Origin of the sequence: Rhodococcus sp. PvR044 (genome assembly GCF_040548995.1) — a bacterium.
Classification (GTDB): Bacteria; Actinomycetota; Actinomycetes; order Mycobacteriales; family Mycobacteriaceae; genus Rhodococcus_G; species Rhodococcus_G oryzae.
Window position 1 is genome coordinate 135,604 of record NZ_JBEPSX010000010.1, and the last position, 19,079, is coordinate 154,682.

The 19,079-nt window shown below is 67.4% G+C and carries 18 protein-coding genes; 7 read left to right on the forward strand and 11 right to left on the reverse strand.

All coding sequences use genetic code 11. The features are described 5' to 3' along the window. Window positions 1-43: 43 nt before the first annotated feature. The 3 genes from ABIC28_RS21495 to ABIC28_RS21505 all read left to right on the forward strand — a co-directional run bounded on the left by ABIC28_RS21495 (window position 44) and on the right by ABIC28_RS21505 (window position 3,354). Complete coding sequence (locus tag ABIC28_RS21495) at window positions 44-1,042, forward strand: alpha/beta hydrolase (protein WP_354580736.1); 999 nt, start codon at window positions 44-46, stop codon at window positions 1,040-1,042. 144 nt (window positions 1,043-1,186) lie between these two features. Beyond that, window positions 1,187-2,329 (forward strand): UDP-N-acetylglucosamine--N-acetylmuramyl-(pentapeptide) pyrophosphoryl-undecaprenol N-acetylglucosamine transferase, encoded by a 1,143-nt coding sequence (locus ABIC28_RS21500; RefSeq protein WP_097213765.1) that lies wholly within the window; start codon window positions 1,187-1,189, stop codon window positions 2,327-2,329. A gap of 71 nt (window positions 2,330-2,400) precedes the next feature. Then, a complete protein-coding gene (locus ABIC28_RS21505; protein WP_354580738.1) occupies window positions 2,401-3,354 on the forward strand; it encodes a GDP-mannose 4,6-dehydratase in 954 nt (317 codons plus the stop codon). A 411-nt stretch (window positions 3,355-3,765) separates the two neighbouring features. Here ABIC28_RS21505 and ABIC28_RS21515 read toward each other — a convergent pair whose 3' ends face one another. Further along, window positions 3,766-5,259, reverse strand: a complete 1,494-nt coding sequence (locus ABIC28_RS21515) for an HNH endonuclease signature motif containing protein (RefSeq protein WP_354580740.1) — start codon at window positions 5,257-5,259, stop codon at window positions 3,766-3,768. A gap of 111 nt (window positions 5,260-5,370) precedes the next feature. Between ABIC28_RS21515 and ABIC28_RS21520 the strand changes: the two genes are divergently transcribed. Next, window positions 5,371-5,991, forward strand: coding sequence for a DUF4232 domain-containing protein (locus ABIC28_RS21520; protein WP_354580742.1), 621 nt, complete (start codon window positions 5,371-5,373; stop codon window positions 5,989-5,991). An 86-nt stretch (window positions 5,992-6,077) separates the two neighbouring features. Next, the gene (locus ABIC28_RS21525; protein WP_354580744.1) at window positions 6,078-7,448 is read left to right on the forward strand and encodes an FAD-binding oxidoreductase; all 1,371 of its coding nucleotides are present in this window, start codon (window positions 6,078-6,080) and stop codon (window positions 7,446-7,448) included. Window positions 7,449-7,457: 9 nt separating this feature from the next. On the opposite strand, the gene ABIC28_RS21530 is transcribed toward ABIC28_RS21525, so the two are convergent. From ABIC28_RS21530 to ABIC28_RS21545, 4 genes are read right to left on the reverse strand one after another with little or no spacing between them, the layout of a single operon-like run. After that, window positions 7,458-7,838 (reverse strand): hypothetical protein, encoded by a 381-nt coding sequence (locus tag ABIC28_RS21530; RefSeq protein WP_354580746.1) that lies wholly within the window; start codon window positions 7,836-7,838, stop codon window positions 7,458-7,460. 47 nt (window positions 7,839-7,885) lie between these two features. Then, entirely contained in the window at window positions 7,886-8,476 is a 591-nt protein-coding gene (locus ABIC28_RS21535) for a DUF3558 domain-containing protein (RefSeq protein WP_354580748.1), read from the reverse strand. A 24-nt stretch (window positions 8,477-8,500) separates the two neighbouring features. After that, window positions 8,501-8,884 (reverse strand): hypothetical protein, encoded by a 384-nt coding sequence (locus ABIC28_RS21540; RefSeq protein ID WP_257017813.1) that lies wholly within the window; start codon window positions 8,882-8,884, stop codon window positions 8,501-8,503. A gap of 38 nt (window positions 8,885-8,922) precedes the next feature. Continuing rightward, window positions 8,923-9,465: a DUF3558 domain-containing protein gene (locus ABIC28_RS21545; protein WP_257017812.1), complete on the reverse strand. Its 543-nt coding sequence runs from the start codon at window positions 9,463-9,465 to the stop codon at window positions 8,923-8,925. Window positions 9,466-9,650: 185 nt separating this feature from the next. On the opposite strand from ABIC28_RS21545, the gene ABIC28_RS21550 reads away from it, so the two are divergent. Both ABIC28_RS21550 and ABIC28_RS21555 read left to right on the forward strand, forming a co-directional pair. Continuing rightward, complete coding sequence (locus tag ABIC28_RS21550) at window positions 9,651-10,709, forward strand: TY-Chap domain-containing protein (RefSeq protein ID WP_354580751.1); 1,059 nt, start codon at window positions 9,651-9,653, stop codon at window positions 10,707-10,709. 42 nt (window positions 10,710-10,751) lie between these two features. After that, window positions 10,752-11,705, forward strand: a complete 954-nt coding sequence (locus ABIC28_RS21555) for a GTP pyrophosphokinase (RefSeq protein WP_097214082.1) — start codon at window positions 10,752-10,754, stop codon at window positions 11,703-11,705. A 1-nt stretch (window position 11,706) separates the two neighbouring features. On the opposite strand, the gene ABIC28_RS21560 is transcribed toward ABIC28_RS21555, so the two are convergent. The 6 genes from ABIC28_RS21560 to ABIC28_RS21585 form a co-directional block, all read right to left on the reverse strand. Beyond that, entirely contained in the window at window positions 11,707-13,101 is a 1,395-nt protein-coding gene (locus ABIC28_RS21560; RefSeq protein ID WP_354580849.1) for a cytochrome P450, read from the reverse strand. 13 nt (window positions 13,102-13,114) lie between these two features. Then, the gene (locus ABIC28_RS21565; protein WP_502945062.1) at window positions 13,115-14,122 is read right to left on the reverse strand and encodes a pyridoxal phosphate-dependent aminotransferase; all 1,008 of its coding nucleotides are present in this window, start codon (window positions 14,120-14,122) and stop codon (window positions 13,115-13,117) included. Window positions 14,123-14,139: 17 nt separating this feature from the next. Further along, entirely contained in the window at window positions 14,140-15,177 is a 1,038-nt protein-coding gene (locus ABIC28_RS21570; protein ID WP_354580755.1) for a 3-oxoacyl-ACP synthase III family protein, read from the reverse strand. Window positions 15,178-15,197: 20 nt separating this feature from the next. Next, window positions 15,198-15,872: an SRPBCC family protein gene (locus ABIC28_RS21575; RefSeq protein ID WP_269589942.1), complete on the reverse strand. Its 675-nt coding sequence runs from the start codon at window positions 15,870-15,872 to the stop codon at window positions 15,198-15,200. Window positions 15,873-15,886: 14 nt separating this feature from the next. Continuing rightward, window positions 15,887-17,557, reverse strand: coding sequence for a thiamine pyrophosphate-binding protein (locus tag ABIC28_RS21580; RefSeq protein WP_354580758.1), 1,671 nt, complete (start codon window positions 17,555-17,557; stop codon window positions 15,887-15,889). A 260-nt stretch (window positions 17,558-17,817) separates the two neighbouring features. Beyond that, a complete protein-coding gene (locus ABIC28_RS21585; protein WP_354580760.1) occupies window positions 17,818-18,960 on the reverse strand; it encodes a patatin-like phospholipase family protein in 1,143 nt (380 codons plus the stop codon). Window positions 18,961-19,079: the final 119 nt, after the last annotated feature.

Sequence of the window (19,079 nt, forward strand, 5' to 3'; positions counted from 1 at the left end):
GCCGCCGCACATCGCACGGACAGGACGGAACCCAGTAGTTTTGATGAGCATTGCCAGACCACAATGGACCAACCGACTTCTCCAACGCCTGCTCACCGTCACAGCGGCGCTGCTCGCGGGCGCGATGCTCGCGGGGATCTCGGGTCAGGCAACCGCAGGTGCCGCGCCCGTCGCGCACCGCGCGCCGTCGGGTGGGTACGAGGAAGTGTGGGTCCCCTCGGAGATGGGCCCGATCAAGGTGCAGATCCAATGGGCCTCCCGCGGCGGCAATGCCGCGCTGTACCTGCTCGACGGGCTGAGGGCGCGTGACGACCGCAACGCGTGGACGTTCGAGACCAACGCGCTCGACCAGTTCCGCAACGACAACGTCACCCTGGTGATGCCGGTCGGTGGCGAGTCCAGCTTCTACACCGACTGGATGGCGCCGTCGAACCTCAACGGACAGCAGACCACCTACAAGTGGGAGACCTTCCTGACCCGCGACCTGCCGAACTACCTCGAGACCCGCGGGGTCTCCCGCAACAACAACGGCGTGCTCGGCCTGTCGATGGGCGGCTCTGCGGCGATGACCCTCGCGGCGCACCATCGCGACCAGTTCACGTTCGCCGGCTCCCTGTCGGGCTACCTCAACCTGTCCGCACCGGGCATGCGGGAGGCCATCCGCGTCGCGATGCTCGACGCCGGTCGCTACAACGTCGACTCCATGTGGGGCCCGCCCTGGTCGCCCGCGTGGTTGCGCAACGACCCGTTCGTCCAGGCCGAGCAGCTGCGCGGGCTGTCCATGTATGTCTATGCGGCCAGCGGTCTTCCGGGCCCCTACGATCAGCCGAACGCCCCGATCGAGTACTTCAACACCGCGGCGGGCATGGGACTCGAGGCATTGGCGCTGGCCAACACCCGCGCCTTCGAGTTCCGCTTGAACTCGATGGGCATCCCGGCCACATACAGCTTCCCGGCCAGCGGCACCCACTCGTGGCAGTACTGGTCCGCCGAACTGTGGAAGGCGCGCCCCCAGATCCTGAACACCTTGAACGCGTGGTGAGACTGTCCACTCGTTTCGCGAAGCGTCCGGCGGCCTGGAAGTTCCAGGCCGCCGGGCGTTTTCGTTGCTCGGCCCGGCGGCGGTCGCTGCCCACCCGATCCGGGGTCTAACGGAGTTCTAATCTCGGTCGCGCACAGTGCGGATATGACATTCGAACCGCGATCGACGCTTCGAGTCGCCATCGGCGCGGGCGGCACCGGTGGACACATCTATCCCGGTCTTGCCGTCGCCGAGGCTCTGCGCGAAGACACCGACGTTCAGATCGACTTCTTCGGCGCCAAGGGCAGACTCGAAGAAACACTCGTGCCCGCGGCGGGCTACCGACTTCATACCGCCGAGGTCGACGGACTGACCGGCATGCGCGGCAGCGCGAGGGCGGCAACACGACTCGTACGAGCCAGCGCCCAGTGCGCGAGACAGATCCGTGAGCTCGGCATCGACGTCGTCTTCGGCACCGGCGGATATCCCAGCCTGCCGATCGTGCTGGCCGCCCGCATCGCGGGCGTCCCGACCCTGATTCATGAGTCCAACGCCGTGCCGGGACGGGCAAACCGCCTGAGCGCGCTCCTGTCGTCCCGGGTGGCGGTGGCATTCCCGGAGGCGGCTCGCGCCTTCACCCGCAATGAGGTTCGGGTGGTCGGCACACCGCTGATGCGGGAGATCGCGCGGCTCGACAAGTGGGCGATTCGCGATCAGGCACGAACCGTCTTCGGCGCGGAACCGGGCCAGAAACTCGTGGTCGTGTGCGGCGGCAGCCTCGGATCTCGCCGGCTGACCGATACCGCGCTGTCGCTCGCGCGCCAGTGGCGCGACCGCGACGACGTCCGCCTGATCGTGAAAGCGGGGCCCGAGCATTTCGCGACGGCGTCCGCAGCGGTCGAAGGCCTCGGCAACGTGCTGGTGCTGCCGTATCTGGACAGGATGGACCTGGTGTACGCGGGCGCCGATGTCTTCGTCGGACGGGCAGGCGCGATCACCGTCGCCGAGATATCCCATGTGGGCGTGCCCAGCGTCCTCGTGCCCTACCCACACGCGATCGGTGACCATCAGCGACACAACGCGCAAGCCCTCGTGGCTCGCGGCGCCGCCAGGATGCTGGCGGACGGTGACCTGAGCCCGGCAACCCTGGCGCGATCAATCGACGACCTGGTCGGCGACGCCACTGGGCGCGCCACGGTCGAACACGCCACCCATCCGGGAATGAATGACTCCGCGCGAACGGTGGCGAACTGGATCCGGCAGCTCGGCGGTCACAAGTCCGCGGCACGCGACGTCGTCAACGCATGAACACATCAAACGCTGAGCACATCAAACGAAGGGGTGTACCCGTGAATGAATTCTGGTCCGACAGAAGAGTCTTGGTCACCGGCGGAGAGGGCTTCATCGGCAGCAGCCTGGTCGAACAGTTGCTCACGCAGGGCGCTGAGGTACGGGTGCTGGCGCACTACAAGCCCTACGCGCCGGCCGGCTTCCTGTCGGAACACCTGGACGATATCGAGATGATCGCGGGAGATGTCCGCGACAGCGGACAGGTCCTCGATGCCGCCGAGGGTGTCGACACCATCTTCCACCTCGCGGCACTGATCGGAATCCCCTACAGCTACCAGGCTCCCCTGACCTATCTCGAGACGAATGTGCTGGGCACCCAGAACATCGTCGACGCCGCGCGCCGACGCGAGGTGCGACGGGTTGTCCACACATCGACGAGCGAGGTGTACGGAACCGCGAGAGAAGTGCCCATTTCCGAGGCGCACCCGCTGCAACCGCAGTCGCCCTACTCGGCATCGAAGATCGCCGCGGACATGGTCGCGCTGTCGCATTTCCACTCGTTCGACACGCCGGTCTCGGTCTGCCGCCCGTTCAATACCTTCGGCCCGCGACAATCGACGCGCGCCGTGATCCCCGCGATCCTGCACCAGTTGCACTCCGGCGCAGAGGAGATCGCCGTCGGCGCGCTGACCCCGACCCGAGACTTCACGTACGTCGAGGACACCGCTCGCGGCTTCATGGCGATCGCCGAGTCCGAGCGGACACTGGGCCAGACGCTGAATCTCGGCACCGGCAAGGAGATCTCGATCCGCGACCTGATCGGTCTGCTCATCGAGATCTCGGGTTCCTCCGCATCGATCACCACGGAGGACTCACGCCAGCGTCCCGCGGGGAGCGAGGTCCATCGGCTGTTGTCGGACAACAGGCGGGTGCGGGAGCTGACGGACTGGGTCCCGCAGGTCTCCCTGCGCGACGGGCTCACCCGCACCTCCGAATGGGTCAGGTCTCATCCGATCACCGATGCTCGCCGCTACCGCGTGTGAGGTGAGCCGATCACGCACCCGAGGTAGCCGGGTTTGACGGCCGCGTTCCACGAGTTCCGGTGATATCCGTGTCGGCCTGTAAGGGCCGGTTCAAACTAGTCAGGCTGGGACGGAACAAGCGCCGATCCTGGCACAAGGGCGGCCTCGATCAGGTGTCGCTACGGTACGTACGCAGACCGTCTCAGGTGGGTTCGCCGGGCATGTCGGACGATCCATCCGCGATCGAAAACTGCCGCAGTCGTAACTTTTTCGGATCCCGTTGCGGGGCTTCGGTCTCGGTGAGGGCGAGGGTCTGCATCCAGGCGGTCAACTCGACGGCGAGGCCGCCATCACTCCCCCGAACGCGCGGCGGGCACCGCGCCGACGCCTCCCGTTTCTGGGTGATGTCGGGCGGTGCCTGGTGGTTTCGCTTTAGGCGGCGAAGGGGAGTTGGTTGCGCCGGTTGTGTGCCGGCAGTGGTCTTCGGTGTGGGTCGATCCATGGTGGTGGGGTGAACCAAGGATGGCTGTCGTCTTTGCTGATGTGGACGGCCCAGTCGCCGCGGTGGATCGTGGTGTGGTGGAAGCGGCAGAGCAGTACCAGGTTTGACAGGTTGGTGGGTCCGCCGTTGGACCAGTGTTGGATGTGGTGGCCTTCAGTCCAGGCGGCGGGTCGTCCGCAGCCGGGGAAGGCGCAGCCGCAATCCCTCGCATTGAGGGCGCGGCGGAGTTTGCGGGGGATGAGGCGGGTGGTCCGTCCAACGTCGATCGGGTTGCCGTCGGAGTCCATGGCGATGGGGGTGATGTCGGCGTCGCAGGAGATCTGGGCGGCGAGGTCGAGGGAGATCGGCCCCAACCAGGGCATCCAGGCGGGCCCGCGCCGTCGCCCCCGAAAGTGGCGGTGGCGGTCGCGTTCGTGATGGTGGTCGTCGGTGGTGGCGGCCAGGTCGTCGGCGTCGACGAAGACGTTGATGTGGGGTCGTTCGCCACCTTCGACGGGTGCCTGCCCGGAGTCCAGAAAGTTCCGGACGATGTGGGTGAGGGCGTCGGCTCGGCGTTGAGCGGGCGAGCGTTGGTCCTTGCCGGTTTGTCCGTCGCGGTTTTCGGCCTCGGGACGGGGCTTGGACAGGGCGGAGAGGGCGGTGAGGAGGGCTTCGCCGGAGGCGGCGTCGAGGTGTCCCTTGAGGTGGACGCGGCCGCCGAGCCCGGGTGAGGCGTAGAACTCGTTGAGTTCGGCGTTCTCCGAATCGGCTCTCTTCTTGTCCCCGTTGAGGATCTGATCGAGCGCCTTCGCGCGGCGGGCGAGGGTGGTGGAGTCTTCGGTGCGGGCGGCGTAGAGGAGGTACCGGGCGCAGGCCTCGGACCGTGTGACGTCGGGCCCGAAGATCACCGACTCGATGTCCGGCTCGTCAGCGGCCTCGGCGCCATCTCCGTCGGCGCGGTGCGCATCGCCTTCGCCATCGTCACCGTTCGGGCCGGCATCCCCGTCAGCTTCGGTTTGGGTGTCATCGGGTTCGCCGGAGGTCTCCCCAGCCTTCGCGGCAGCGCTCAGGCCTACCGGGTCGTCTCCGTCCGGGACCTTCGCGAGGAGTTCGACGATCACGCGGACCTGGTCGTAGTCGGTCCTGCCTGCATCAAAGGAGGCGGCAACCTCCGGATGCTCCGCCAGCCCCCGCCCGAGCCGGACGATCTTGTTCGCCTGGCCCGGCGTCATGGTGGTCGCGCCCGCGAGCCAGTTGCCGGGCGATGAGGCCCCCGCCTGTTCGGCCACACAGCGCTGGTCGACCTGGTGCATGAGGCGCACCCGCAGCGCCTCGAGTTGCCGCATTCGCAGCGAGAGCGCGGGAAGCAGCCGCAGAAGTTCGGCATCAGCGAGCTGCCATGCGGCCACATCCAGTGGCGCGATGAGCATCTCGTCCAGATCCATATTCGAAGCCTACTAGAACATACGTTCGAAAGACAGGAATCGGAGCAGTCCATCGAAGATCGATCAAGGCACTAGGATTTGTGATGTCGATGCCGAAACGGAGGGGATGACATGACCCGTACCCGGATTGTCGCCGTACTGCTCGCCACCTCGGCCCTGACGCTGGCCGCGTGCGATTCCTCCGGCACCGAGGGCAACCCGACGGCCGCGCCCGCACCGAGCCCCACCACGACCTCCAGCGAGGCGCCGCCGGTGGACACCACGGCCGCCGGTCCCCCGCCGCCCACCACCGCCCCGGACGATCCGAACACCTGCGCCGCCACCGAGCTGATGCTCACCGCGGGCCAGGTCGAGGGCGCGGCCGGGTCGACCATGATCCCGCTGGTGTTCACCAACATCGGCGGCCGCACCTGCCTGCTCGACGGCTTCCCCGGCGTCTCCTATGTCGCCGAGGAGCACGGCCCGGAGATCGGTGCGCCGGCCACCCGCTCCGGCGCCGGCCAGGGACCGGTGGAGCTCACCTCGAACGGCAAGGCGACCGCGCAGGTGCGGGCGATCCAGGTCGCGAACTACCCGCCGGAGCTGTGCGATCCGACCCCTGTCGCCGGGCTGCGGGTGTTCCCGCCGAACGCGTACGCGTCACTGTTCCTGCCGATGCCGGGGACCGGGTGCGCGAAGACCGCACCTGAGGTCACTCAGCTCGAGGTGACCTCGGTGGTCGCGGGCGGGTAGGCGCCCGCACGTTCGGAGTACGGCCGTTGCCCGCTGAGTCGGAAACATCCGACGACATCGGCGGGTTTCGGAGCATGATTGGTGGCATGTCGACCGCCGACCTCACCGAGCTCGTCGCCGCGCTGCCCGACGGTGCGGTGCTCACCGATCCGGACCTGACGGAGGGCTACCGCCAGGACTGGGCGGCGGACCCGAACGCCGGGCGGCCGCTGGCGGTGGTCCGCGCGACGTGCACCGAGGACGTCCAGGCCGTGATGCGGTGGGTGTCGGCGCACAGGGTGCCCGTGGTGCCTCGCGGTGCCGGGTCCGGGTTGTCCGGAGGTTCCACCGCGGTCAACGGCGGCATCGTGCTCACCACCGAGCGGATGCGAGAGATCAGCGTCGACCCGGTCACCCGGATCGCGGTGGCGCAGCCGGGCCTGTTCAACGCTGAGGTGAAGAAGGCCGCAGCCGAGCACGGGCTCTGGTATCCCCCGGACCCGTCCTCGTTCGAAATCTGTTCCATCGGCGGGAACGCCGCGACCAACGCGGGCGGCCTGTGCTGCGTCAAGTACGGCGTCACCACCGATTACGTCCTGGGCATGCAGGTGGTGCTCGCCGACGGCACCGCGGTGCGCCTCGGCGGCCCGCGCCTCAAGGACGTGGCCGGGCTCTCGCTCACCAAGCTGTTCGTCGGCAGCGAGGGCACCCTCGGGATCATCACCGAGCTGACGCTGCGTCTGATCCCCGCGCAGCCGCCCGCCTCGACCGTGGTGGCGTCGTTCGGTTCGGTGCAGGACGCGGCCGACGCGGTCCTCGCGATCACCAGGAACCTGCGGCCCGCGATGCTCGAGTTCATGGACCACGCCAGCATCAACGCGGTCGAGGACTCCGTGCACATGGGCCTGGACAGGAAGGCGCGGGCGCTGCTGCTCGCGCAGTCCGACGCACCGGGCGCGGTCGCGGCCGATGAGATCGCGGCGATGGTCGCGGCCTGCGAAAAGCACGGCGCCACCGAGGTGTTCGCCACCGACGACCCCGACGAGGGCGAGGCCTTCACGGTGGCCCGGCGGTCGGTGTTCCCGGCCGTGCAGGCGCTCGGCAGCCTGCTGCTCGAGGACGTCGGCGTGCCGATGGACGCGCTGCCGCGCCTGATCACCGGCGTCGAGCAGATCGCCGAGGACTGCGACGTGCTGATCTGCGTGGTCGCGCATGCGGGCGACGGGAACACGCATCCGCTGATCGTGTTCGACCCCACCGACCCGGACGAGGCGGATCGGGCGCAGCGGGCGTTCGGCCTGGTGATGGACCTGGCGATCGCGTTGGGCGGCACCATCACCGGCGAGCACGGGGTGGGCCGGCTCAAGCGGGACTGGCTGCCGAGTCAGCTGGGCGAGGACGTGATGGAGCTGAACCGGCGGATCAAGACCGCGCTGGACCCGGACGGGATCCTGAACCCGGGCGCGATGCTCAAGTAGGTAGCAGGGTCAGAGAGGGGATCCCGCGCTGTTGATGCCGGCAGTGCCGCGGTCCTCCGAGGCGGAGTACATGGCCTCGATCTTCTCGAACGTCTGCTGCATCTCTTGGACCACGGTGATGTGGTCGTCGATTGCCTGGACCATCGAATAGTCTCCGCCGGCCGCCTTCTTCCCAAACTTGGCCGCGAGATCGATGCCAGACTGCAAACGGTCGCCGAATCCATCAACGATCGACAGCGCAGTTGCGTCGTCCTTGAGGAGAACCAACTTGGCTCTGAACTCGGAACACCGCTTCGCACAGAGCCCCGCAACGCCGGGTTCAAGATACAGATTGCCTGAATCGACAGCGCCCCCGAGCGCAGACCACGGAGAGTTCATCTCTTCGGACATTCTGACCTCAGTTCTCACGGAGTGTTATTGCAGCGCGGATTGCCGTGCTAGCGCGGGACTATGGGCTCGAGTTCGGTCGCGGTTTGTAGGGCTATCGCACAGGGTTCTTCGGCGCGGGAGTCACCGAGACTTGTGTTGATTCTGACTAGCACCGTTCCCCCGCCCGAGGCGAAGGCAATATCGCAAGTCTCGCGAGCTGTGTCCGCGACCTCGCGGTATGAGACCGCATCGCGACCGCCTAGCTCGAGCGGGGCGAAATCAGTGTTTTGTTCATTGGACCGGACCTCGTCCATCGTCCGCACAGTCGAAAACACCCTCAAGATATGTTCGGGCCCGTTCCAACGACAGATCTCCCAGCCAGGCTGCTTGGCACCGAGAATGTCCTTCGACTCGGTCGCCGGGTCCACGCCGACTGTTCGCAGCGCCTCGTCAGGAATGTCATCGCACGGACTGAACACCGGCTGACCGACCCCGGTCCCGACCGCCTCGGCCTCCCCTGCCACGGTCTCCGAACCACACCCGGCCAGAACCACCGCTCCACAAACAAGTCCGACCCCGGCCAGACTCCGCAACTGCACCCGCACCAGACACTCCCCACTCCCGGCCGATCGATACCGGTCCACCCTAGATAGACGCACTAACGCACCAAGCGGTTCCGTGTTTCAGCGGTCAAGCGGCGCGCCCGCGCTGTCGATGCCTGAGGAGTTTCGCTCCTCCGAGGCGGTGTACATGGCGTCGACCCTCTCGAAGACCTGCTGCATCTGCTGAACAATCGTGATGTGGTCGACGATCGCCTGGTCGAGCGAATAGTCGCCGCCGACAGCCTTCTTCCCAAACTTCGCGGCGAGAGTAATGCCGGACTGAAGGTTGCCCAAACCGTCAATCGTCGCCAGGTTCATCGCGTTGTCCTTCAACGCCTCGAGCTGCACGGCAAACTCGGCGCACCGCTGGGCGCACCGGCGAGCGACGCCCGGATTGAGATAGAGATCCCCGGAATCGACCATCGAGCCAAGTGGCTGCCACTGTGAATCTGAGTTGCTGAGCACTTCAACCCTCCATTAGATGACCCAATTTGCGAGGCGGACTAGCGCGGAATTGCGGGCTCCAGTTGCCGCGCTGTGGTCACCGCGGTCTGACACGGGCCCTCGACGGGCTGAACACCCGTGTTGAGGCTGATTCGTACCAGAACCGAGCCATCCCCCGAGCTCACCGCAACATCGCAGTTCTCGCGACGACCATCGGACACTTCCCGATACGAGAACGCCTCACGATCTCCGATTGTCTGGGCCTCGAAATCTGTATTGCGTGTGTTCGAGCGAATATCGTCCATCGAGCGGTCGGTCGCGAAGACAGTGAGTGAGGGTCCAGTCCCGAGCCCGGCCCAACGACAGATGTTCCATCCCGGCTGCTTAACACCGAGGATGTCCTTCGATTCGGTCGCCGGGTCCATTCCCACGGCAAGCAAAACCTCGTCCGGAATGTCATCGCACGGACTGAACACCGGCTCCCCCGCACCAGCCCCGACCGCCTCGGCCTCCCCCGCGACGCTCTCCGAACCACACCCGACCAGCACCAACGCACCACAAACCAGACCGAACCCGGCCAGACCCCGCAAATGCAACCGCACCCGACACTCCCCACTCCCGGCCGATCGATACCGGTCCACCCTAGATAGACGCAGCGACCCGCTCATCGGTTCCACCGTGCGGCCGGATCGAGATGTCCCCGCCGGGCTCGCTTCCCGGACATCGTCGGACCCTCGCGATAGGTTTGCTGATGTCAGGGGTTCCACGACACGCGACAGGGGGAACGATGACCGAGAGTTTCGACGACAGGATCGAGCAGGCCTGGGCCGACTTCCAGTTGGTCCTCGCCGACCATGTCGCTGCCATGGTCGACGACGACCTCCTCGCGTTGGAGCTGGGTGAGGAGTCCTCGGTGGAGGGCTTCGTTCCGTGTGTGCAGTTCCTGGCGTGGGGCGGCGACCAGGTGCGATGCGAGGTCCCGTCCAACGCGTACCTCGATCCCCGGCACCGGCTGTCCCCCGCGGACGAGACGCGGCTGGTCGAGCTGGGCTGGCATCGCCCCACCCGCGCGCCCGAGGACGAGCCGGATGCGGGATCGCCGGCGTTCTTCGTCGACAAGGCCGCGAACTGGGCCGATCAGCTCGCGGCGATGGCGATCACCGTGTTCCGCGAGACGTGGAGCGTGCCGCACCCGAGCTTCCTGCGGACCGAGGCGGTCGGGACCCTGGAGGCGCTCGAGTTCGAACCGGACCTGCCGGACGAGGAGTCCTTCGCGCTGGACCTCGGCGCCGCGGTGGTGCCGCGCGACGACGAGCACCTCTACGAGCTGGTCGGGCTGACCCTGACCCGCCTCTTCGACGAGCCGCCCGGCGACGACGGCCACAGCGACTTCATGCTCGCCCTCGGCCGGGTGGTCGGATTCGTCGGGCCGCACCTCGACGGCGGCGAGGTGCAGGTGCGGGTGCCGCTGGTGCGCGAGGTCAGCGACCGGACCCGGGCCAGCGAGCTGATCGCCGACCTGAATCGCCGGTGGCCGCACCTGAAATTCACCCTGGCGACGGACCGCGTCGAGGCGTGGGCGGCCGTGCTCGCGAATCCGTATGTCCCGCAGCACCTCGTCGATATGCTCGAGCAGCTGTTCTCGTTCGCACAGACCGTGGACGACGAGTTCGCGGCGCGGTTCGGCGGGCAGCTCGAAGGATTCCCGGAGCCCGACCCCGTGCCGATGGAGGTCGACCACGGGGAGCTCACCACCCCTCCCCCCGCGCCGGCCCCGAAACCGCTTCGGCAGATGGAGCTGTTCACCGACCCCGGTGAGCAGACCCTGTTCGACGAGCCGAGCTGACGGGCCCACGCCCACCTGTACACCCTGAACCCGGATCGGATCATGCGCACCAAGAAGAAGTCGGACAACGTCGCGGCGCTGGTCAACCAGCTCTACAGAGAGCGCGAACGCGCGTGGGCCGCGGCGCTGGTCACCGCCCAGACGTTCCTCGACACCCTCGCCGACGACGTGCTCGAGGACCTCGACCGCGACCGGCTCAACGCCAAGACCGCCCGGATCAAGGATCGCGAGCGCACCGCGGACAAGGTCCGGCGCCGGGTCGCCGAGGGCCAGATGGCCCGGCCCACCACCACCGAGGACATCGCGGACGCCATCCACGACCTGGTCGGGATCAAGGTGCTGTGCAAGACGCCGCGGGACCTTTCCGCGTTCACCGAGAAGCTGTACGAGGCCTGCACCTCGCCCGCCTGCTCGGTGCGCCTGGCCGTTCCGCCGCGGGACTACGTGGCCAATCCCAAGGACAGCGGCTACCGGGCCTATCACGCGGTCCTGATGATCAAGGTCGCCACCCACGAGGGCGACCTGGGCGTCAAGGTCGAGGTGCAGGTGAAGACGCTGCTGCAGGACGCATGGGGCGAGCTGACCCACGAGGACATGTACAAGCCGGGTAAGGCACTCAAGCCCAACGAGTTTCACCAAGACGTCGCGCGGCAGATGGCCCAGCTGCTGGACAACGTGGACTCCATGGCCGACCTGCTCGCGGCCGAGCTCGACCGGCAGACGGCGCAGCTCGACGCCGACCCGGACGGCACGGCGCCGGAGGGTTCGGAGGAGCCGACGGTCTACGCGCGGGTCACCCGGACCGGCCCGCGCTACGCCCTCGCCGTCACCCTCGACGGCCGACAGGGCCTCATCCCGGCGCGCTCGGTCCGCAGGCTCGTGGGGTCGAGCGCCCGGATCAACGTCAGCGACTACCTCGACGTCGGCGACATGGTCGACGTCCGGGTCGAGGAGACCGACACCGCGCTGTACTACCACCCGGTCGCGCTGAGCTGACTCAGCGGCGACGGTGCGGCACCCGCTGCGCGACCGACCCGTCCCGCTGGTGTCGTAGGCCAACCACTTCAAACCTGATCGGTCGGCGCGGTCCGGTTGCGATGTTGTGCGGGACCGACACGGGGGGCGGTCGGTGTCGGTCCCGCTCCGGCAGCTCCAGTCTGACCCGTGACAGGATCGTCGCCAGCACGATCGGCATCTCGTACTCCGCCAGTGCGGATCCGATGCACCGTCGATGTGCTCCGCCGAAGGGCGCGAACTCGAATGGGCTGTAGCGCCGCTCCATGAAGCGCCCCGGATCGAACTGGTCGGGCCGTTCCCAGACGTCGGGGTGCGTGTGCAGGAGCGGCAGCGCGATACCGACCGTTCGACCCTTGGCTACCGGGACGCCGCACACGGTGAGCGGCCCGGTCAGCCGGCGCAGCACGATCGGCACCGGCGGGTTCAGCCGCAGCGTTTCCTTGCACACAGCGTCCAGGTAGGGCAACCGGGCCAGTTCGTCGGGCGCCGCCGTCGGGCCCACGTCCCGCAGCTCGGCAACCACCTGCTCCAGCATCGCGGGGTGGCGGTGCAGGTGGAACAACGCCCAGCACACCGAAGTCGCGGTGGTCTCGTGCCCGGCGACCAGCAAGGTGCGGAGTTCCTCGCGCAGCTCGGCGTCGTCGATCCGCGATCCGTCGTCATAGGTCGCGGCGAGCAACATGCTCAGAATGTCCACCCGGTCGTTCTCGGGGCTCGCGCGCCGGTGCTCGATGTCCTCGGTCAGCAACGCATCGAATCTCTCGCGCGCGCGGACGAATCGATCCCAGGGCGCGCGTCCGAACACGCCGCGGCGTAGCGGTGGAACGAACATCAGTGGGACGGTGTAGGTGGCGAGGAAACCGGCGACCACCTGGATGTACTCGGCGGGGCGGTCAGTGCCGGAGAGTCCGAACACTGCCTCCAGGATCACGCGCAGGGTGATGACCCGCAGGGCGGACCGCGAGTCGACAGTACGTCCCGGAATCCAATTGCCGATCTCATCGAGCGTCGAGTCGCGGATGATCTCGCCGTACGCCCGCATCCGCTGCCCGTGGAACGGTGGTGTCAGCAATTTCCGTTCCCGGCGGTGCCGCTCGCCGGAAATCAAGATCAGCGACGCATCCCCGACCAGCGGCGCGATCGGATTCGGCGTGGGGGGTTCGACCAAATCGACAGGCGCACGAAAGATGTCGCGGGCACCCCTGGGATCCCCGGTGAAGAGGATCGGCGGGAAGCCGGGAAACCGCACCTCGAACGGGTCACCGTCGCGATCGCGCCGCCACCGGAAGTAGCGATCGGGATCGGTTCCGGCGGTGAGCGCGCGAACCGCACCGAGCCCGGCCGCATTCAACCGCGCAGCGCGCGGAAGCATCATCGACACGATCGGCTCACATCGTCCGCAGTGCCCGCAGCACCGCGCGGCCGGCGGCGGGGTCGCCGACCGCGATGCGGGCGCTGCCGTCGGGGTAGGACTTGGCCACTATGCCCGCGCGCTGCAGCGCGTCCGCGGTACGCGGCCCGCTCAGGTAAAGGAAGTTGGCGTGACTGGACGGCACCCGAAGTCCATGCTGCTGCAGCCGGTTCCGCAACCGTTCGCGTTCGGCGATGATCCGGGCGACCCGGGCCTGCAATTCGTCCTCGGCCGCATAGGATGCGGTCACCGCCGCCACCGCCGCGCAGCTCATTCCGAACGGCAATTGTCGGCGTCGCACGCGCGCCACCAGGTCGTCGGCTCCGAATGCGTAGCCGATGCGCAACCCGGCCAGCCCAAACGCCTTCGAAAATGTCCGCAGCACCAACACATTGGGGTGACGGCGGATGATGTCGTGCACGTCGAGCGCGTCGGCGACGACGAACTCGACGTAGGCCTCGTCAAGTATCACCACCACCCGCTGGGGAATCGAGGACAGGAACGTCTCCAAGTCGGCTGCGGAGACCAGGGTGCCGGTGGGGTTGTGCGGTCGGCACAGCACCACCAGCCCGGTGCGATCGTCGACCGCCTCGCTCATCGCATGTAGTTCTTGGCGACCACAGTGGTCGAGCGGCACGGTCACCGCGCGCGTGCCGATCATGTCGGCCATGATCGGGTAGCCATCGAACGTGGGTGTCGCGAACACCATGGATTCGCCGTCGCGGATCGCGGTCTGCATGATCTGCATCGCCACTCCGGTGGCGCCCGATCCGACGACGACCTGGGTCGGCTGCACGCCGATCCGCTGCGCGATGATCCGCGGCAGTCGTTGCGGTAGAAACTCCGGGTACCGATTCGCCTGGGCCATCTGTTCGTGGAGCGCTGCCAGCACCGATGGCAACGGCGGGAACGGGTTTTCGCTCAGCCCGAGCTCGAAATGGCGCGCCGGGCGGGTCCGGCCGCCCGCCACCGACCGCGTCGGCAACTTCGCGACGTCGCCGGTCATGTCGTCGGTCCCGCTCCCCAGCGGACGGCCGCGGCACCGGCGAAGTCGCCTGCGTGGGCGAATGCGGCCATCAACACCAGTGACCCGTTGCCGATGCGCCCGTCGCGGTTGGCGGTGTCCAGTGTCACCGGAATGCCTGCGCCGAAAAGGTTTCCGCATTCGTCGAAGGTGTCCGGATGCTGCTCGGGGGTCAGCTGCATGGCCTCGCGCCAGTTCCGCAGGAACAGCCGGTTGGGTTGGTTGGTGACGAGGGTGTCGACCTCGGTGGACTGCACTCCGATCCGGTCGCAGACTGCGAGCGCGACCTCCGGCACCAGTCGGTTGCCGCGGGCGAACACCTTGGTGATCTTGGACTCGGTGAACCCCACGCAGACCTGCCCGCGCCCCGGCTCCCAGTACTTGCGATCGGAGACCGGAACTGCCTCGAAGGTCATGTCGCCGCCGAACTCCGGATGGGTGCGGCATTCGATGCCCAGGATCGGCGCGTCGTTGGATTTGGTCAGCAGGCCGACCCCGCAGCCGTCGCCGGGGACCGGGGCGTGCGCCAGCCCGCGGATCGCGGTCTGGGTGAAGACCTGTCCCGCACAGTTCTGGGTCGCGGCGATCAACGCCGTGGTCGCATCGGTGCTCTGCAGGATGGTCTGGGCCAGCGCCATCATCTGCACGAACGACGCGCAGCCGCTGTTGTGCACGTCGATCACCCAGTCCGGTCGCAGCCCCAACCTGCGGGCCACCTCCGGGCCGCTTCCCAGGACGGGATTGTCGGGCAGCTGGGTGTGGGTGAGCAGCACATCCACGCTGGAGATCGCGTCCGCGCCGTGCCTGTCGATCAGCGGCGCCACCGCGCGCTCCACCATGTCGACCGCCGTCTCGTCACGGGCCACGTGGTGCCGATATCTCGGTGAGCGGAACATGACGTTCTTCGCCATCCGGTCCGAGCGGGAGAACTGGGTGAAATAGTCGGTGGGAACACGATTTTCCGGCAGGTAACTGGCGACGTCGACCAGGCTGACCGCAGGCAGGGGCGCTGTCATAGGTGCGTGCACTGTCGTGCTCACTTCATCCACTCCGGCTTGATCGGTAGTCCGTGGGCGGCGCGGTACTCGCAGATGGCCTTGAGGTTGTCCATCTCCAACTGATGCCCGGCGGAGAACATGTCCCAGAAGTCGCCGACCCACACCGGGCGGTCCGCCGGCGCCGTCTCCGGGTAGGGGTTCTCGTCGTAGAACGGGTGGTGGCAGTTGTTCCACAGCACCACCGATCCCGGCGCGTTCAGCACCGCCTCCGCGTCGACCACCCGCATCAGATAGATCATCCACAGGTGCTGGCCCTGATCCCACGCGCAGTGGTAGTCCACCGTCATCGCGCCGGAATCGGTGACGGTGCGCACGAAGCATTTCGTCTGGTCGCCGAGTCTGTCCTGGGAGACCCACAGCCCGGTCTCGTCGGCTTCGGTGAACCCGCGGAGGCTGTAGGTCCACTCCTCCAGGCACCGGGTGTCCGCAAGGTACTCGTACACCTGCCGCGGCGGCGCCGCGATGTAGGCGTTGACCGGGCAGAACCGGCCGAACACCTGCTCGTGCGGGTACACCGACCGCAGCATGTCCATGATGATCGGTGTGGTGGCATCCCTGTCGGAATTCTCGATCCGCAGGACACCCGGGATTTCGTCCTCGGTGATGTCGCTGAGAGCGGGAAGGCCTGTCGGGGCGGGAGTATTGATGGTCACGAGTTCTCCTTTGATCAGGGTTGGGTCAGGAACGGCAGGAAAGGCGGTATCTCGTCGGGATCGCAGTCCACCGAAACGAACGACGGGCCCTCGGTGTTGGCGCTGCGGGCCAGCGCGTCGGTCAGGTCGCCGGCGCTTCGCGCGGCGAATGCCGACAGTGTCGGGAACATCGCCGCGATACCCTCGCCGAGCAGGGTCGGCCGGAATCGGTTGAAGCTGTATCGATTGCGGTAGAACAGTTGCTCGCGGGTCACGCACATGGCGTGCGCGTTGTTGTTGAAAATGATGAACGTCACCGGCAGGTTGTGCTCGATCGCGGTGTGGATCTCCAGGCCGTGCATGAAGAACGCGCCGTCGCCGGCGATCACGAATGTCCTTCTGTTCCTGGTGAACGCCGAGCCGATGCCGGCGCCGAAGCTATAGCCCATGCCGCCCATCCCGAGGGCGACCACGAATCGCCCGCCGCGGGGCGCCGAAAGATGATGCACGACGGACGCGCCCGTGTTCCCGGCGTCGGCGAATACGTCCGACCCGGACGGCAGCATCGCGGCGATCGCCTCCACTGCCTGGCGGTAGCGAAGTCCCGGCCCCGAGGAGTCGGGCACCTCAAGCGTCGTCAGGGCCTGCGGGGCCGCTGGTTCCGGTTCGCCGTCGCGGTGGAACACGGCCGCGAGGTCGGCCAGCGTCGAACCGAGGTTCATGCCGACCGCGTGTGTCGTGGGCAGATAGGGTGGTTCGGCGCCGATGCTGGCCACAGGCACCGCGGCCAGCGCCCCGTCGAGGCCGGCCCGCGCGGTCATCGGCATCCGGGTCCCCACCAGCAGACACAATGCCGATTGCCGTACGGCGTCGACGAGTTCGGCGTGGCCCATCGTGCCCGCGACACCGCAGAATCCGTGTTCGTCGGGGGTGTAGCAATCCTTCGCATCCGGTGCCACCCCGACCGCCGCGTCCAATGCGACGGCCAGTGCGCGCAGCTGCGCGCGGGCGTCGTTGCGCGCTACCTGATCGCCGACGACGAGCACGATTTTTCCGGTACTCCTGGCTGCGGCGATCATCTCGGTGACGCGGGCCAGCCCGATGCGATCGTGAACTACCCGGCGGGTGGGTGGGGTGAACCGGGGCACGGTCACGGTGGCTTGCTGAACATCTTTGGGTAACAACAGCACCACCGGCCCCCCGCGCCGGGCGGCGGATACCGCCCGCTGCAGGTGCTCGGCGATGTCCTCGGGCCGCTCGACCCGCGCGCAGTAGCGGGAGATTTCGGAGAACAACCGCACCGCGTCGATCGACCCGGCCCGGCCGCTGGAATCCTGGAATGCGCCATTGCCCTCCGACGCCGTCGGTGGCTGACCGACGATGGCCAGAACCGGCACACGCGAGGTGAAGGATTCGGCCAGGCCGGCGACCAGGTTCATCGCACCGCCGCCAGAGGTTGCGGCGACGACACCGAGCCCGCTCGTCGAGCGTGCGTACCCGTCGGCCATCGTGACCGCGGAGAACTCGTGTTTCGCCACCACTCCGGTCATGCCAACGCCGGCATCGAAGATGGCGTCGTAGAGGTCCTCGATATTGGCGCCGTCCACCCCGAAGATATGCCGAACTCCCAGCGCGGTCACGGCGTCGACTAGATAGTCGACGACCCGCCGCTGTGTGTTTCCGTGTCCTCGACCGCTCATGCCCATGAGGTGGTCCTCCCGAATGTTTCGGGCCCGTCCCTGGGCGACAGCCACAGCTTGTTGCCGGGGTTACCCTCGAAAGCGCTGGGCCTGCCCAGAATCTTTGCCATTGCTAAGCTCCTTCGGGTTCCAGAGTCGCCCCAAACCATCAGCTCGACTAGGCACCCCAAGGTGCAAATCTCTACCCCTCGACGCGAGCGTCACGGGTTGACACAGGACGAACCGACGCTTCGATAGCGTGAGGCCGCGGTCGTGCGCGACGTGTCCTACCCGGATTCGACCAACTCGACGGCACGTCCGAGCTCCGCTGCCGCCTCAGTGAAGGCGGGGTCGAAGAAGAGGAAGCTGAGCAGATCGCCCCGGTCCGCCGCCTCGCCCCCGATCAGCCGGGCCAGCGCCCACAACGACGGGTTCTGGGCGCCTCGCAGGCAGGCGAATTGTTCGCGGAACACCTCGTCCGCGAGCGCGGCGATCTCACCGGCCCGGTCCAGGGACGGACCGGCGAACGTGAAGTCGATTCGGTAGGGCTTGTCCGGGTAGGGGTGGGCACGTTTGTTGCGGCGTTCGATCGCGCGCAGATCCTCGATCATGCGGTCGGCCAGCATGGCGCGCAGGGAGAGCGCCGCGGCCCCGAACACGTCGGGCTTCCCGGTGTGAGTGAGCTGTTCGGACGGCAACCCGGTCGGCCAGGTGCTGGGGTGAGTCGCAACGACACCCAACCGGTTCACATCGAAAGCGATCGCGGGCTTCAGCGGCGTGTTCAGCAGCAACCCGCCGTCGACGTACCAACCGGACCAGCGCTGCGGCTCCTTCACCTGCACCGGGTGGAAGAGCCCCGGCACGGCGGAGGAGGCGAGCACATGCTCGACGCCGAGTGTCGTCTCCACGTACGTGATGTTGCGGCGTGGGTCGTAGGGCGGAAGTTTCACCGAACAGTTCTTCTCCACGAACACGACCGTGCCCCGCGTCGCCACGGACGTCGCGGTCACCGCGACGGCGTCGATCGTTCCTTCGCGTATGTTCTCGTGCAGCCTGCCCCACGGCAGCTGCTCCAACAGCGTCGTACGAAGTCGCTCGGTGTCCAACAGACTCGGCAGTCGTACCGGCATTCCGGCGAGCTGCCCCAGATAGCGCAACCCGCTCCCGACGATGCTGCTCACCGGCTCGAAGACGTCGTCCAGCGTCAACGAACCCCACTGATGGACGACTTCTCCTGCCGCCGCCGAGAGTCCCAGGTCGAAGTAACCGCCGAGCCCGACCACGTTCAGGGCGCCTGCGCTCGTGCCTACCAGGATCGACGGCGGGGTGTTGTCCGCGGCCATCCGTTTCGCCAGCGTCGCCATGGCGCCTGCTTCGAACGCACCTCGTGCGCCCGCTCCCGCTACGACCAGCCCGATGCGTTCAGCCACGATCCGCCCCAATCGACGCACGCGTTTCGCCTCGCTGACTGACGGTACTCCCGCCGGCGCGACGACACGAGGACGGCGAACAGGAGTTCGGGCGGGCGCGCGACCTGCACTGTCTCCCC

What these genes read in the sequence shown, in the direction of transcription:
- ABIC28_RS21495 (WP_354580736.1), top strand. Translation starts at nt 44, where the DNA reads ATGAGCATTGCCAGACCACAATGGACCAACCGACTTCTCCAACGCCTG.
- ABIC28_RS21500 (WP_097213765.1), top strand. Translation starts at nt 1,187, where the DNA reads ATGACATTCGAACCGCGATCGACGCTTCGAGTCGCCATCGGCGCGGGC.
- ABIC28_RS21515 (WP_354580740.1), bottom strand. Translation starts at nt 5,259, where the DNA reads ATGGATCTGGACGAGATGCTCATCGCGCCACTGGATGTGGCCGCATGG.
- ABIC28_RS21520 (WP_354580742.1), top strand. Translation starts at nt 5,371, where the DNA reads ATGACCCGTACCCGGATTGTCGCCGTACTGCTCGCCACCTCGGCCCTG.
- ABIC28_RS21525 (WP_354580744.1), top strand. Translation starts at nt 6,078, where the DNA reads ATGTCGACCGCCGACCTCACCGAGCTCGTCGCCGCGCTGCCCGACGGT.
- ABIC28_RS21530 (WP_354580746.1), bottom strand. Translation starts at nt 7,838, where the DNA reads ATGTCCGAAGAGATGAACTCTCCGTGGTCTGCGCTCGGGGGCGCTGTC.
- ABIC28_RS21550 (WP_354580751.1), top strand. Translation starts at nt 9,651, where the DNA reads ATGACCGAGAGTTTCGACGACAGGATCGAGCAGGCCTGGGCCGACTTC.
- ABIC28_RS21555 (WP_097214082.1), top strand. Translation starts at nt 10,752, where the DNA reads ATGCGCACCAAGAAGAAGTCGGACAACGTCGCGGCGCTGGTCAACCAG.
- ABIC28_RS21560 (WP_354580849.1), bottom strand. Translation starts at nt 13,101, where the DNA reads ATGATGCTTCCGCGCGCTGCGCGGTTGAATGCGGCCGGGCTCGGTGCG.
- ABIC28_RS21570 (WP_354580755.1), bottom strand. Translation starts at nt 15,177, where the DNA reads ATGACAGCGCCCCTGCCTGCGGTCAGCCTGGTCGACGTCGCCAGTTAC.
- ABIC28_RS21580 (WP_354580758.1), bottom strand. Translation starts at nt 17,557, where the DNA reads ATGGGCATGAGCGGTCGAGGACACGGAAACACACAGCGGCGGGTCGTC.